Here is a 15,464-nt window from a genome sequence, read left to right on the forward strand (position 1 = left end):
TCGTTCCCACGCTCTGCGTGGGAATGCAGCCCGGGACGCTCCGCGTCCCAAAGTCCAAAGCCGAACGCGGAGCGTCCGTTGAGGCATTCCTTTGCTGCGCGTGGGAACGATCAACAATCGGGTCGCCGCGATCTTTTAGCGGTGCATTCAGCTTAGGTTCAGGTAAATGTCAATGACTGCCATTTGGGAATGAGTGTCATTATGTTACAACTTAGCACCCTATCTATTCGTGACACGGTGCTGAATGCTCGTTCCTTTTCTGATCATGCTGCGCGAAGGCATCGAGGCTGCGTTGATCGTTGGCATCATTGCCAGCTACCTCAAACAGACCGGTCGCGGTCAGTGGATGCCGGCAGTGTGGGTCGGCGTGTTTCTCGCCGCGGCGCTAGCCCTGTTGGTCGGTGGCGGGCTGGAACTGGTCAGTGCCGAGTTTCCGCAGAAGCAGCAGGAACTGTTTGAGGGCGTGGTCGGCCTGGTGGCCGTGGGCATTCTCAGTTCCATGGTGTTCTGGATGCGCAAGGTGTCGCGTTCGATCAAACACTCGCTGCAAGCATCCCTCGATCAGGCGCTGACCGGCTCGAAACATCAGGTAACCGCGCTGATCGCCATGGTGTTTTTCGCTGTGGCTCGGGAAGGTCTGGAGACGGTGTTTTTCCTGCTCGCGGTGTTCCAGCAGAGCGAAGGCCCGGCGGCACCGATTGGTGCGCTGCTCGGGCTGATCCTGGCGATTGTCATCGGTTTCCTCATTTACACCGGCAGCATGCGTCTGAACCTCGGTGCGTTCTTTCGCTGGACCGGGTTGTTCATCCTGGTGGTGGCTGCCGGGATCCTCGCCAACTCTGTGCAGGCCCTGCATGAAGCCGGGGTCTGGAATCACCTGCAAACCGTGCTTTTCGATATCAGCGCCGTCCTGCCGATGGATGGGCCGCTGGGGTCGGTGCTGGCCGGGATGTTCGGGTATCAGGATGCACCGACGGTCAGCACGCTGGGGGCGTATGTGATTTATCTGGTGGTGGCGTTGGTGATGTTTTTCTACCCGGCCCCTGCCGCACCCGTCCCCTGTAGGAGCGAGCACGCTCGCGATGGTCGTTAACGATAACGCGGGGAATCTGATGCCCCGCGGTGTCCGGGCCTCCATCGCGAGCCTGCTCGCTCCTACAGGGGGTGTGGCGTTTTCAGAATTACTTCCAGTCAGTAAGGGCTCTCATGCCAAACCAACTCCCTCCAAAGGCGTCCCCTCTCCGTGCCCTGCGCTGGGCGGTGGCCGGCTCAGTGGTCGTGATGATCGCCGCCGGCGGCCTGTTCTATTACGCCTCGAAAATGGCCGCCTCCAGGCGCCAGGCCAACCACGATGAAGTGGTGGTGACCATTCAATCCCACAACTGCGAACCCAACGCTCTGACCGTACCGGCCGGGCGCGCGAGCTTCCGCATCGTCAACCGCTCGGATCGGGCCGTGGAGTGGGAAATCCTCGACGGCGTGCTGGTGATCGAGGAACGGGAAAACATTGCCCCGGGCCTGAGCCAGGTGATCAACGCCAACCTGCAACCCGGCGACTACACCATCACCTGCGGCCTGTTGAGCAACCCGCGCGGCACCCTGCACGTGACCCCGACCGCCGCCTCCGATGCAGCGGCCAGGGCCAGGCCGTCGATGGTGGCGTTCGTCGGGCCGTTGTCGGAATTTCGCGTGTATCTGAGCAGCCAGAGCACTGCACTGATCAAGGCCGTCAGCGCCCTGGAACAGGCCATCGAATCCGGCGATCTGAACCAGGCACAAACCCTGTACGCGCCGGCTCGCGCCGCCTATCAACGCATCGCCCCCGCCGCGCAGCGCCTGGCCGAGTTGGACAACGCTATCAACGCCCGCGCCGACTACTTCGAGAAACGCGAGCAGGACCCGGCCTTCGTCGGCTTCCATCGCCTGGAATACGCGCTGTTCCAGCAACGCAACCTCGACGGCCTGACACCGATTGCCCAACGTCTGTCGAGCGATGCCACCACGCTCAAGCAGCAATTGCTGGCCCAGACCCTGCCACCAGAGCAGCTGGTGAGCATCGTAGTGCGCAATCTCAACACCCTGGCCGATGTACGCGCCAGCAGCGGTGAGGAAGAACGCTACAGCCATACCGATCTGAACGGTTTTGCCGGCAACCTCGACGCCGCGCGCAAAGTGGTCGAGCTGTTGCGCCCGCTGCTGGGCAAGTCCGCCGCCGACCTGCTGCCGAAAATCGACAGCGCCCTCACCGCCTTCGACGCCCAACTCAACACTTTCAAGCTCAAGGACGGCTACGCCAGCTACGACAGCGTCAGCGCCGATCTGCGCAAGCAGATCGCCGACAAGGCCAAGGCCCTGGCCGGCGCACTCGACGCCATCGATCCCGCCCTCGGCCTGTCCGGCCTGTAAGCAGAAGACGACTTCCAGATGAACGATTCAGAACAATTCAACCTCCAGCGCCGCCGAGTATTGATGGGCATGGGTGCCGCCGGTGTGGCGCTGGCGGGCTCCGCCTTGAGCTGCCCGGCCATGGCCGCCGCCCCCGCACAAGTCACCGAAGCGCCCAGCAGTGACCGCACCGAAGACCGCCACGAGTTCCACGGCAAGCACCAGAGCGGCATCGTCACCCCGCGCCCTGCGTCCGGCATGCTGGTGTCGTTCGATGTGCTGGCCAGCGACCGCGACGACCTGGAGCGACTGTTCCGCACTCTCAACGAACGCATTGCGTTCCTGATGAAGGGCGGCCCGGTGGCCCAGGTCGATCCGAAGCTGCCGCCCGTGGACTCGGGGATCCTCGGGCCGATCGTCACCCCGGACAACCTGACCATCACCGTGTCGGTGGGCGAATCGCTGTTCGACGAGCGTTTCGGCCTGGCCGACGCCAAACCCAAGCGCCTGATGCGCATGGTCGGTTTCCCCAACGATGCCCTTGAAGCCGATTGCTGCCACGGCGACTTGAGCCTGCAGTTCTGCGCCAACACCGCCGACACCAACATCCACGCCCTGCGCGACATCGTGAAGAACCTGCCGGACCTGCTGCTGGTGCGCTGGAAACAGGAAGGCAGCGTCCCGCCCCAGGCCCCGGCGAAGCCCGGCGTGCCGGCGCAAAGCGCGCGCAATTTTCTGGGCTTTCGCGACGGTTCGGCCAACCCCGACTCCAACGACGACAAAACCATGGACCGCATCGTCTGGGTCCAGTCGGGCAGCGACGAGCCTGCGTGGACCGCGGGCGGCAGCTATCAGGCGGTGCGCATCATCCGCAACTTCGTCGAGCGCTGGGACCGCACGCCCTTGCAGGAACAGGAAAGCATTCTCGGCCGGGTCAAAAGCAGCGGCGCGCCCATCGGTGGGAACCACGAAACCGAGATTCCGAACTACGCCAAGGACCCGGAAGGCAAGCTGACCAAGCTCGACGCGCACATCCGCCTGGCCAACCCGCGCACCGCCGCGAGCCAGGCCAACCTGATCCTGCGCCGGCCGTTCAACTACTCCAACGGGGTCAACAAGAACGGTCAGCTGGACATGGGCCTGCTGTTCATCTGTTACCAGGCCGACCTGGAAAAAGGCTTCATCACCGTGCAGACCCGCCTGAACGGCGAGCCGCTGGAGGAATACCTCAAGCCGGTCGGCGGCGGGTACTTCTTCACCCTGCCCGGTGTGACCGGCGAACGGGATTTCATCGGCCGCTCGCTGCTCGATGCCACACAACCCACAAAAACCGCATAACCACACACAACAACGGAGCCGTCCCATGAAAAAGTCGCCACTGGCGTTATTGCTCGCCCCCGGTTTGCTCTCCCTCGGTTTACTCGGCGCGCCGTTTTCCGCCTTCGCGGCGACGGCGCCGCTGGAGTTGGTGCAGCCGATTTCCGACTACAAGATCTACGTCACCGAGCAACTGGATGAGCTGGCCAGCCACACCCAGCAGTTCACCGATGCAGTGAAAAAAGGCGACCTGGCCACCGCGAAAAAGCTCTATGCGCCGACCCGGGTTTACTACGAGTCGATCGAGCCGATTGCCGAGCTGTTCAGTGACCTGGACGCGTCCATCGACTCCCGGGTCGACGACCACGAAAAAGGCGTGAAAGCCGAAGATTTCACCGGCTTCCACCGCATCGAATACTCGCTGTTCTCGGAAAACAGCACCAAGGGCCTGGACGGACTGGCGGACGGTCTGAACAAGGACGTCAAAGACCTGCAGACCCGCGTCGCCGGCCTGACCTTCCCGCCGGAAAAAGTCGTCGGCGGCGCCGCGGCGCTGCTCGAAGAAGTGGCGGCGACCAAGGTCTCCGGTGAAGAAGATCGCTACAGCCACACCGACCTGTATGACTTCCAGGGCAACATCGACGGCGCGAAGAAAATCGTCGACCTGTTCCGTCCGCAGATCGAGAAACAGGATGCGGCCTTCATCGCCAAGGTCGACAAGAACTTCGCCACGGTGAACAAGATCCTGGCCAAGTACAAAACCAAGGACGGCGGTTTCGAGACCTACGACAAAGTGAAGGAAAACGACCGCAAGGCGCTGGTGGGGCCGGTCAATACACTGGCTGAGGACTTGTCGACGTTGCGCGGCAAGTTGGGTTTGAACTAGTCGATATCAATCGCGAGCAGGCTCGCTCCCACAGGTTTCTGTAGGAGCGAGGCTTGCCCGCGAAGGCGTCAGATCCGTCAACATCGATGTTGAATTTGCCGGTCTGTTCGCGGGCAAGCCTGGTTCCTACATGGGTATAGGCTGTGGGGTGGCGTCGGTTTGCGGATCAGGCTCATCCACCAGGTCCGAAGGCTTGAAATTGTCCAGGGCCGGGCCATAGGGGCGTCCTTTGTCGTCAAGCGGATACCAATTGGGGCCGACCTTGCCTGCGAAAATGTTATCCAATTGCTCCTTGTCCCCGGTCGTACCCATCGCCGTGCGTTCAAGATTGCCCTTCAATCGCATCTTCGCACTGATGCTCGACATCGCTACACCACTGAACAGGCATCGAATACGTTCTGCCACTGGGTACAGAATTCCGAAGTTTTTCGGGGTGATGAGTACGCGCATTGCCACCATGCGCCCCAGATACCTGATGCCTCTTGCGCCGCCTGCCAGCATGTCCGGAACGCCGCCCAACGGATTGATCACGGACACCAGCGTTCCGGTGGCGATTTTCAGGATCTGGAAGGCTTTCACCCTGATCGGCAAGATCGATTTGGCCACGGAAACGATCTTGCCGGGCGAGCCCACCAGGCCCAATGCCACGGCAATCGCATCGCCAAAACAACCGAAAGTCCCCCTGAGCAGCCCTTTACGGGATCCTGATTTCAAGTCCTCGACGCAGCCGACAAAGGGGATGAGACCGAGCAGGAAGTTGCCGATTTTCTTCCAGTAGGCTTCCCGCTCCTCCCGGGATGTCGTGTCATTGGCGTCGTCGAAAAAGAACTTTTTTTGCCCCTGCAGGAAATTGCCGCCGACGATGCGTCTGACGATGGCGGAGATCTTGCTCGAGTGGTAGCTATCAGGCACATAGGACGATTCGTCGGCGTATCCGGTCAGCACCTTGCCGGGAAAGCTTGCGCCCATCTTGTCGATGATCAGCCGGGGCGATTTCACATCGGCTTTCAGCGGGGCGCCCCTGAACCAGGCGTCGGCGTCGAAAGGCAGATCCTCGCCACGCACGACATCGACTCTTATCGACGAACCGCCGGAGATTCGCGTCTTTTCCACCACGGTTTTGCCGCCCAGAGGAAGCTTTTCGGGTAAATCGGGACGCCAGATGATTTTCATCAGCGTCGGGTGGATTTCGAAGTAGGTCACCTTGCCCAGATATTCGCAGCCAAGCAGGACGGCGAATTGCGCGGTGCCACCAGTAATATCCTCCTCGCTCTCCATGTCCTTGATGTAGCCTGTCTCTTCACGCAGCGTATACAACTGAACGGTGCCCAGTTCGATGCACTGTCGGTCTTGCAGCGGCAATTCGGCGAACAGCGTTTTGATCGGCGCAATGAAGGCTTTCCTGAACTGGTCGAAATGCTCGTCGACCGCGTCCGAAAAGACTTCGTTGATGTCGGGCAGCAGGGGAATTTTTTTATCGAAGTCCTTGAAGTTGTTTTCAACCAGCATCCACCACTTGCCTGGCACCAGGTCACCGGACATATAGATCTCGAGCAGGTCCCGGAAGCCGGTCCTGGTCGCTAGTTGATTCCATTCGGCACCGACATTTCTCGACCAGAGCCGCTTGCCGATGATTTCGCTTTTACTGGACTCGGGGAACACTTCCAGAAGCGCTTTGATCGCCATTTGCGTGCGCGTCTCGAGCGGCTTGGCAATGGTCATGAAAGACTTGGCAAGTTGCTCTCGCTGCCTTTCAAACGCTTTTGCGGCATGCTCATAATCACCAAAGGAATAGTCAGAATTCTTAAGCTGACGGATGCCCCCGTCCATCACACCCTTGGCAACCAGGATACCGCCGGCCAGGGTCTGGATTAATTGGCGGCTTTCATCCGAGACCGGATTGAGCAATGCCAGCCCCATCAATTGCTCTTCGGACATGCCTCGCGAACTTCCCGGATTCACCGTTTCAGCCATGGCGACTCCCAGACACAGTGTCATCCAGCTGACCGAACCCATGGACACCCGCGCGTCAGGGGCGTGCACGAGAAATTCAGGTGCGACATCCGCCAGATACAGATGGGCCAGCAAGGGCGCGGCTTGCGCACTCACACCTTTTTTGTCAATCAGGTGCTGCTCGACATCAAGGCGAATCGCATCCAGGTCCCGCGCTTTGTTTCCCGGCTGGTAGACGTCATAACCGGCGACGCCAGGTGGCTGGCCTGGCGCATCAGGAGCCACGGTCAGTTTGATCGCGGTCGTCAACAGTTGTCGGTAGTGTTCCGGGTGCGGCGTTTGTCCCTCCTCGGCGCCGTACCATTTGACTTCAGCGAGGCACTTCAATCCCCAGGCATCGGCTTGAGGCGAGTCGAGCAACTGCTCCCACAGCACATCGGCGTCGGCGCGCAACCGGTCGACGGGGATATCGCGCAGCACTTCACTACCCAGCGCAGCGATGATCGAGGACGCGTCATCGCCAAAGGTTTTTGCCAGCTCGCTCAGTTTGCTCTTGTCGTCGCTGGAGAGTTTCGCGGCGCCGATATTGCCCGACAGGAAGCGCGCGCCGTAGTCACCCAAAGGCGGAGAAGGCGGTAAAGCGCTTTCCAGCCAGTTGATGATGTTGCGAACCTCACCGGCATTGGTGGGTGCATCAAATCCCCGGGAACGGACCATTTGCAAAAGATCGGAAGTGTCGCCGTCTTGCGTCAGCGGGCTGAGAGTAGCGTCGACAGGAATGCCGGATAACAGGAGCTTCTCGTCATCGTCCTTGTCCTCCACCAGTTGCTCCAGGGTCTTTTTCAACCAGGCTTTTTGCTTTTGGTCTTGATTGAACCCGTTCACCCGCTCGATGCCGTCGGTCAGTCGTGCTTTCCTGCCTTCGCTGAAAGCGGGCCAGCCCTCCTCCTTCAATTGTGCGGCGAGCACTTTTGCCTCTGCGTCCGAAGACGGTACATCGACGCCGTAGAAATCGAGCACCGCATCAATGGGGATGTCGTTGTCCTCGCCCGGAATGTTCAAGCCCCGGTCTTTCGGGTCGAGCAGTTTCTGAGCCGGCAGCAGTTTGTCCGAGGCCTGCCACCATCCCGAGTTGTCCCAGTGGTCGAAAGTCAGGCGGGTGGTCGCGCCGCCCTCCTCGGTGACAAGGCCGGTCACCGAATTGTGATGCAGGAGTACGGTGGACAGCGTCAGGTTCTTTGCATTGAGAAACTCAAGGACGGCTTCATCATTGAGCGCCTGCCTGTAAAGCTCGACGGGCGTGTGAATCAGCGTCTGGTCGGGGATCGGCAGCAGGACATTGCCGTGTTCGGCCATCAGCGGGGTGAGGTCCTGCAGCAGTTTGTTGTCGGCCTCGGTAATGACACTCGCCGGCACAGCCAGGGCCTCCATCGCCCACAACGCTGCGAATTCAAGGGATCGTTTCGGGCGGCTCGACCCGGTTTTCTTGTGATCAGCCAGTGGCGATTCCGGGTGATGTGCTTCGTAGTCTTCAATGGTTTCGAGGATCAGGTCGGCGCCATTGATGGTTGCGGAGGCTGAAACAGGTTGTTCCAGCAAACGCTCGACGTCCTGCAACAATGCGCGATCGTGATACGGATCGTTGGACCGGGTCATGCGTTCACTGAGGGGTTGGGTCAGCGAAATCTCGTTCAGGGTCGCCTGCACCCGATTGACGATATGCCCGCGTAATTCCGGGTTGGATGCCTCTACGAAGTGTGGGTGGTCTGTGTTGTCGGGGAACCAGCGTTCATAAAAATCCAGGACAGCGGCGTAAATGGCAGCCATTGTCAGGGTGGCGGCGGTTCGGGGATGCCGGGTGGCGGCATTGAACGCGGTGCTCAGGGTCGCCAGGCCGGCGGCCGCTAAATAACCCCCTGCTGTCGCCAGCCATTGGCCCATGGCGCTTTTCAGCGTGTCGACGGTGGACGGGGCGAGTTCAAGAGCCTCAACGGTTTCGCTGTAGGGATTGTCCGGTGCGCCGAAGGAGGAAGTCGCCTCATTGCTTGCACCCATCAGTTTTTCGATCAGGGATCCGGGGTCAATTTCGACCGCTGCGACGGGCTGCCAGCCGGTCGACGTAGCGACGAATCTGGAAAACAGCACATCGATGTGCCGTGCCAGAATTCCGGCCTCATGGAGCAGATCCATCGGAGCGGATGCCGTTTGCGGCGGAGGGGGAAGTGGAAGATGGGGATGGACTTTTGCGGCGATGCCCAACAGGCCGAAGGTATCCAGAACGTTGGCCGCCCAGAGAAATTTGCCCATCGGACTCTCCGGGATACGAGGCCCGCCGATAACGACGTGCTCGCTGTACTCGCCCTTGCGTTCGATTTCCGTCAGGGTTTCGATCAGCCAGTGGTTTTCATCGGCGAATGCCACTAACTGCGTTTCTACGAAGTTAGACTGGGAACCGTTTGGCAAAGACGAATCGGGCATCTGGCCAAGGTCTCGCCGCAGCTCATCAATCGCCAGCAGGTCAAGCGCCGAAAAGGTGTCGTGCCCACCGACCTTTTCCAGGCCTTCAAGAAAATGGTCCAACAGCTGTTTCGTTTCTTTCCGCTCAGGACGCACGACGTCGAAATCTTCGAGCATGCACAGCGTGTCGTGGAGTCGCTCAGCGCGGCCTGACAGGACGTCACCCTGCCCGACCAGCCAGGCGTCGATGCAAGGCCTGCAATCTTTGACGATCTTTTGCAGGGATTGCCACTGTGCATCGGTCACCAGCTCATTGTTGGCGATTCGCTTGTCCCGTTGCAGGCGCGATTCCTGCAGTTGAGCCTGGATGAAACCGACCACGCACTCCCAGTTGGCGATTGGAGGAATGTCCCAGGTCTCGCCAAAGGTTTTCGCCCAGTCGGCAGGAGGCAAACAGCAGATGACTTTGATCATCTCCTGCAATTGCTCGCGGGTCATGCCACCTGCCGGTTCAATCGAACGCATCAGCGCCTGAACCAGCGCAGGCGCCAGCGCGTGGCCGAGTGGTCTTTGCAGGATCTTGCTGTCGAGGATGTCGAACATCTCGAATGCCGGCAATGTCTCCTCGCTCAGGTGTAGTTCTACCTCGGCACAAGCTTCGTTGAAGGTGGCCTGATCCTTGATGTAATCCCATGGGGTTTCGTTGATGCCGCCCCAGTAAACGGGAAACACGATCGGGGCCTGACGGGGCTCGTCGTTGTCTGGAAAATTAAAGGTGTTCTGTCCCTGTCGTACAGACGACAGAGCCGATGCCAACAGCGTTTCGGAGATACTGAACAGGGAGGGGGCTGCCCCTGAAGACGTGAAAGGACGGACAGAAGGGATCACGATAACGGCCTTATGAGCGAGAGTGAAAGTGGCGCGCAAACTAATGATTGCGGGCTGTGCGCACTACAACAAAACGCTCTTACCACCACTGCCACCTGTAGGAGCACGGCTTGCCGGCGAAGGCGTCCTTGAGAACGCCTTCGCTGGCAAGCCATGCTCCTACTGGGGTTGCGGGGTCACCCGCAGGGGTTGTGGGGTATCGGGGAGGAACCCACGCAGCGGTGGGCCGATGGGGCGTTGTCCGTTGGCGTGAGGGAGGTACCACTGACCGTCTACCTTGATGCCCTCCTTTTTCTTGCCATCATGAGTGCCCTTCGTTATCGGGCTGGCTACCCGCATCGGCACCCTCGCACTCGCCCTGGGGCCGACCATGCCGCCGAAAAAGGTATTGAGGCGATCAATGCCGTCCTTGAGTCGCGTGACACCCTCCTCGGTGATGTAGAACACGCCGGTTTTCATCATTCTCCCCAGGCTTGCGAACCCTTTTGCAGTGCCGACAATCAGATCCGGGATACCACTGAATGGATTGACCACCGAGATAACGGTGCCGGTGGTGACTTTCAATGCCTGGAAGGCCTTGAGCCTCAATGGCGAAATCGCCTTGAATACGCTGGCTAGCTTGAGTACGCCGCCCGCAAGACCCATCAGCAGGGAGACAGCATCGGCAAAACAACCGAAAACGCCCCTGAACACCCCTTCCTTCGTTCCCGAGCGCAGATCGTTCACGCAGCCGACAAAGGGAATGAGCTGCAACACGAAATCGCGGATTTTTCGCCAGAACGCCACCCGACTCGCCTCAGAGGAAATGCCCTTGGCGTCTTTGAGGAAAAACGCCTTTTGCGTCCGCATGAAGTTACCGCCAACCATCCGATCGATAATCGCCGCGATCTTGTTCGAGTAGTAGGTGTTGGGGATGTAAGCCGATTCATCGGGGTAGCCCACCAGCGTTCTACCCGCAAAGCTGTCACCCAGCTTCTGGATAATCAACTTGGGTGACTCGACATTGGGCCTGGGCGCTGTACCCGCGAAATGGGCTTCTGCATCGAACGGCAGCTTTTCGCCAACCCGAACGTCGACCGACACAGCGGGACCACTGGAAAATCTCATCATTTTTTTAATGATCTTGCCCTCCAGTGGCAGTTCAGAGGGCAAGTCCGGTCGCGGGACGATCAGCATCTGTACCGGAAAGATTTCGTAATTACGAACCTTCTTGCCACGTCGACAGACAAGCACATAGCCTTGCTCCGCTGTTCGCTCCAGTTTGTGCGACTCCTCCTCAAGGCGCAGGATTTTGCCGGTCTCTTCGCGCAGCACATACAACTGGACCTCGCCCAATTCGAGGAACTGGCGATCCTCCAGCGGCAATTCGGCGAACAGCAGTTTGAGCGGCGTGATGAACGCCTTTCTGAAGGCTTCGAAATAATCATCGACTGCGGCGGAGAAAACCTCGCCCAGGTCCGGCAGATCGAGGATTTTTTTTTCGAAGTCTGCGAAAGCGAGAGTTTCTGAAAACGACCAATGGCCTGGTTTCAGACCTCCGGCCATGTACACGTGGACCAGATGCAACTCGGCCTTTTTGCCCTCCCGATCCGGATTGTCGTGGGGAATCCACAGTTTCATCTCTTTGATTTCGCGATAGCTGGCGTCGGGGAAGACTCGACGAAGCAACCTGATCGCCATGTTTTCAAGGGATTCGAGCGGAGCGGAAAACGTGTTGAAGGCAGTGCCAAGATCGCCTTGCTGCTTTTGCAACATTCTCAGCGCCTCCTGGTAATCGCCAAGGGTATAGGGCGACTTCTCCCGCAAGCGGACCGCGCCGTTCATGACCCCCCATGCCAGAATGATCTCGACGCCAAGCTTCTGTAACAACAGCCGACTTTCATCGGTGGCCGGATCGAGTCCGGCCAGTATGATCAGCTGCTCTACGGACAGGCCTCGGGAACATCCCGGATGGGTCTCCTCGGCAATGGCCATCCCAAGGCTCAGGGTCATCCATCGGGAAGTCCCCATGGCGATACCCGAACCAATGCCATGCACCAGGAATTCCGGCGCGATATCGGCCAGAAACAAATGGGCCACCAACGGCGCGGCCAATTCGCTCACGCCCTTGTTTTCCACCAGGTGCCGCTCTATCTCATCGCGAATGTCATTCATGGCACGCCCGCGGTTTTTCCCCTGGTAGACGTGATACCCGGCAATGCTCGGGGGCATGCCGGGTGCATCCGGATCGACGGACAGCTTGATCGCTGTTGCCAGTAGCGCCTGGGAGTCGGCCTTCAACGAGGCTGGGTCCTCTTCGGAGAAATACCAATTGAGTTTTTCGAGGCATTGTCGACCCCAGTTTTCGGCTTGTCGGGAGTTCAGTAACTGGCCCAACAACGCGTCGGCGTCGGCCCGCCGCTTGTCAACGGACAGACCGCGCAGACGCTCGTCAGCCAGCGCATCGATGATCGATGGGGACTCGCCTGCTAAGGTTTTTGCAAGTTCAATGAGCTGGCTCTTGTCGTTCTGGCTGAAGCTTATGGAGGAGACGTCGCCGGACAGAAACTGCGCGCCATAGTCACCCAAAGGAGGCGAAGGAGGCAGATCGCTGCGCAGCCAGCGAATGATGTTGCGAACTTCAGCGACGTTTGTGGGTGCATCGTAGCCCTGATAACGGATCATCTGCATCAGATCGAAGGCGTCACTGGAGTACAGGGCGTGTCCGACGCCTTTGGTGTGTTCGATCAGTTGCGTGAGGGCTGCCTTGAGTGCCGGTTGCGCGTTGGCTGAATCCGTCAGATCGACCCAGTTTTCATAGGCGAACAGCTCGATTTTTTCCTCGCAGATTCTGTAGGGCAAGTCATTGCAATCGCCCACCCTCTCTGTACAGATTTCCTGCATGGCCGGTAGCGCAAAAAAATTGTGCAGGTGGTGGCGTATTTCCTTGCTCTTGCGCATCAGCGGACCGATCACGAAGTCGGCGATGGTGTCGGCCAATGGCACCGTCTCGTCATTGGGCTGACCTTTCACACTTTGTTCCAGGGCATCGATCAGCAGCGCCGTCTGCTCGCGCTCTTCATTCGCCTTTTCGACCCATTTACGGGAATCCACTATCCGCGCCTTTTGGCCCTCGGTGATCACCGGCCAGCCGTCTTTTTGCAATTTTTCGGCAAGCGCCTTGGCCTCGGCTTGGGAGGTCGGTGGATCGACCCCGTAGAACTTGAGCACCACATCGGGCGTTATCGTCTCGGGATCGCCAGGCAGTCCGTAGTCCTGAGGGTCGATAAACTGCGCAAGCTGGCGCACCATCTTCGATACCTGCCACCATCCCGAGTTATCCCAAAGGGTGAATGTGCGCAGGGTCGTGACACCGTCCCGGGTCACCGGTCCCGAGACCGAATCGTGATGAATACGCAGTTTTGTCGGGTCCAAATCGTTGTCCGTGAAAAACTGCTGCAGCGTTTTGTCCTTCAGAATCTGCTTGTACAGTTTGCGCGCAAAGAGTGTCTTTTCCGGGATCGGCAGTGGAACATTGCCTTTGTCGAGCATTTGCTTGATGACGTTGTTTTTGAAGACGGTGTCGGCCGCGGTGGAGACATCGATCTTGAGCGAGGCTTCCAGCACCCGTTCGACGGCGCGTTTTCGACGTACTGAACGCTGCACTTCATCGGACAACTCCTGATCGTGCAGTTGCGCGAATGCCTCCCCGGCTTTAATGGCGCTTTGCTCAATCTGGTCTTCGATGGTGCGCGTGGGATCGTCGGGTGCGGGTTGCTGTAACAGGTCTTCGATTCTGGCTAGTACTGTCGGGTCGCTGAAAAGGTCTTCAGATGTCCTGTTGGCTACCAGATCGCTCAGGGTCCCAGCCAGTTCCGGGATTCCAACCAGGGTTTGTTCCACGCCATAAGTAATCAACCCGTGCAGTTCAGGGTTGAATTCATGGGTGAAATCCTGGCGGTCGGTGGTATCTGGAAACCAGCGTTCCTGGAACTCGAGAACAGCGGCATAAATTGCAGCCATTGCCAGGGTTGTGGCGGTTCGGGGGTGTTGGGTGAGGGTGTTGAGCGCGGTGCTCATCGTCGCCAGGCCTGCGGCCGCTGCATAGCCGCCTGCTGTCGCCAGCCACTGCACCAGGGTGCTTTTCAGCGTGTCGACCATGGACGGATCGAACTCCAGTGGCTCGACCGTGCTGCGGTAAGGATTGCCCGTTTCCCTCAATAGATTGATCAGGGGTGTGGGGTCAACGTCGGCCGCCATGACGGGTTGCCAGCCAGTCGAGGTTGCGACAATTCTGGAAAACAGGGCATCGATGTTCTGCGCCAGCACTCCCGCCTCATGGAGCAGATCCATCGGCGCGGACGCTGTTTGTGCCGGGGGTGGAAGTGGCAGATGGGGACGGATTTTTTCGGCAATGCCCAACAGACCGACCGTATCCAGAGCGTTGACCGCCCAGAGAAATCTGCCCGCCCAGCCATTCGGCACGTGCGGCCCGTCGATAACGACGTGCTCATTGTATTCGCCCATGCGTTCGATTTCTTCCAGGGTTTCGATCAGCCAGTGGTTCTGATTGGCAGCTCGCGTGGACCGCGATTGTGCCTGGACAGGCTCTGGCTGGAAGCTGTTAGACATTGGCCATACGGGCGTCACCACGATGCCTTGCCAGAGTTCCTCGATCGCCTGCCGGTGAACTGCTGGAAAGTCGTCGACCTTTTGCAGACGCCCGAGCAACTCGCCCAGCAGGCTCTTTGCCTCCCCGGGTTGCGGACGCACTGTTTCAAAATCCGCGAGCTTGCACAGCGTGTCGTCAAGTGGCTCCACGGTGTCTGCCGAGCGCTCACCTCGATTCGCCATCCAGAGGTCGATGCAGGGCCGGCAGTCCTTGACGATTTGTTGCAGGGATTGCCATTGCGCGTCGGTCAGCAGCTCACCGTTGGCGATGCGCTCGTCCCGTTGCAGGCGTGAACGATCCATTTGCGCCTGGATGAAACCCGCCACGCCCTTCCCGTCCGTCCCTCGGGGGAAGTTGCGCCGCTCGCCAAACGTGTTCATCCATTTGTCTGGCGGGTAATAGCAAATCACCTCGATCATTTCGCGCAGTTGCTGCTCGGTCATGTTTCCCGGGGGAGTAATCGAGTCCAGCACCGCCTCGACCAGCACAGGCGCCAGCGCCCTGCCCAATGGTCTTTGCAGGATGCCGCTGTCGAGGATGTCGAGCATCTCGAATTCCGGCAACGACTCCTCGTTCAGGTGGCGTTCGACCTCGGCGCACGCCTCATCGAAGGTCGACTGATCCTTGATGAAATCCCACGGGGTTGCGGCGAGCCCTCCCCAGTACACGGGGAACACGATCGGGGGGCGATTGGCCTTGTCGCTGCCCGGAACATTGAGGGTGGACGGCCCCTGCTGCACGAACGATAGCACCGAGGCCAGCAGCGTTTCAGGAGAGCAGGGTTTGAACGACACGCGGCCGGCAGGCGCGTTGGTCTCAATAGCAACGGTCACGGGAGCGGCCTCATAAGCGACGGAGTGAAAGCGCGCGCAAGGCTAATGACCGCGCCACATCCGCACTACAAGAAAACGCTCAGAACACGCGCCC

General features: G+C 59.3%; 6 protein-coding genes. 4 read left to right on the forward strand and 2 right to left on the reverse strand.

Annotation, left to right across the window (positions count from 1 at the left end; all coding sequences use genetic code 11):
* The first annotated feature begins 244 nt into the window (after positions 1–244).
* The 4 genes from efeU to efeO (ACW9JE_RS21310) all read left to right on the forward strand — a co-directional run bounded on the left by efeU (position 245) and on the right by efeO (ACW9JE_RS21310) (position 4,588).
* Entirely contained in the window at positions 245–1,093 is an 849-nt protein-coding gene (gene efeU, locus ACW9JE_RS21295; RefSeq protein ID WP_224540200.1) for an iron uptake transporter permease EfeU, read from the forward strand.
* Between the two features lie 113 nt (positions 1,094–1,206).
* Positions 1,207–2,406: an iron uptake system protein EfeO gene (efeO, locus tag ACW9JE_RS21300; RefSeq protein WP_457433845.1), complete on the forward strand. Its 1,200-nt coding sequence runs from the start codon at positions 1,207–1,209 to the stop codon at positions 2,404–2,406.
* Between the two features lie 18 nt (positions 2,407–2,424).
* Positions 2,425–3,723, forward strand: coding sequence for an iron uptake transporter deferrochelatase/peroxidase subunit (gene efeB / locus ACW9JE_RS21305; RefSeq protein WP_224540205.1), 1,299 nt, complete (start codon positions 2,425–2,427; stop codon positions 3,721–3,723).
* 25 nt (positions 3,724–3,748) lie between these two features.
* Positions 3,749–4,588 (forward strand): iron uptake system protein EfeO, encoded by an 840-nt coding sequence (gene efeO / locus ACW9JE_RS21310; RefSeq protein ID WP_224540206.1) that lies wholly within the window; start codon positions 3,749–3,751, stop codon positions 4,586–4,588.
* Positions 4,589–4,714: 126 nt separating this feature from the next.
* Here the strand turns inward: efeO (ACW9JE_RS21310) and ACW9JE_RS21315 are convergent, their stop codons facing one another.
* Together ACW9JE_RS21315 and ACW9JE_RS21320 are read right to left on the reverse strand one after the other, a co-directional pair.
* A complete protein-coding gene (locus tag ACW9JE_RS21315) occupies positions 4,715–9,886 on the reverse strand; it encodes a hypothetical protein (RefSeq protein ID WP_457433847.1) in 5,172 nt (1,723 codons plus the stop codon).
* Positions 9,887–10,045: 159 nt separating this feature from the next.
* Positions 10,046–15,370, reverse strand: coding sequence for a hypothetical protein (locus tag ACW9JE_RS21320; RefSeq protein WP_457433848.1), 5,325 nt, complete (start codon positions 15,368–15,370; stop codon positions 10,046–10,048).
* Between the last annotated feature and the right edge of the window lie 94 nt (positions 15,371–15,464).

The organism is Pseudomonas sp. SDO55104_S430 (genome assembly GCF_054070595.1).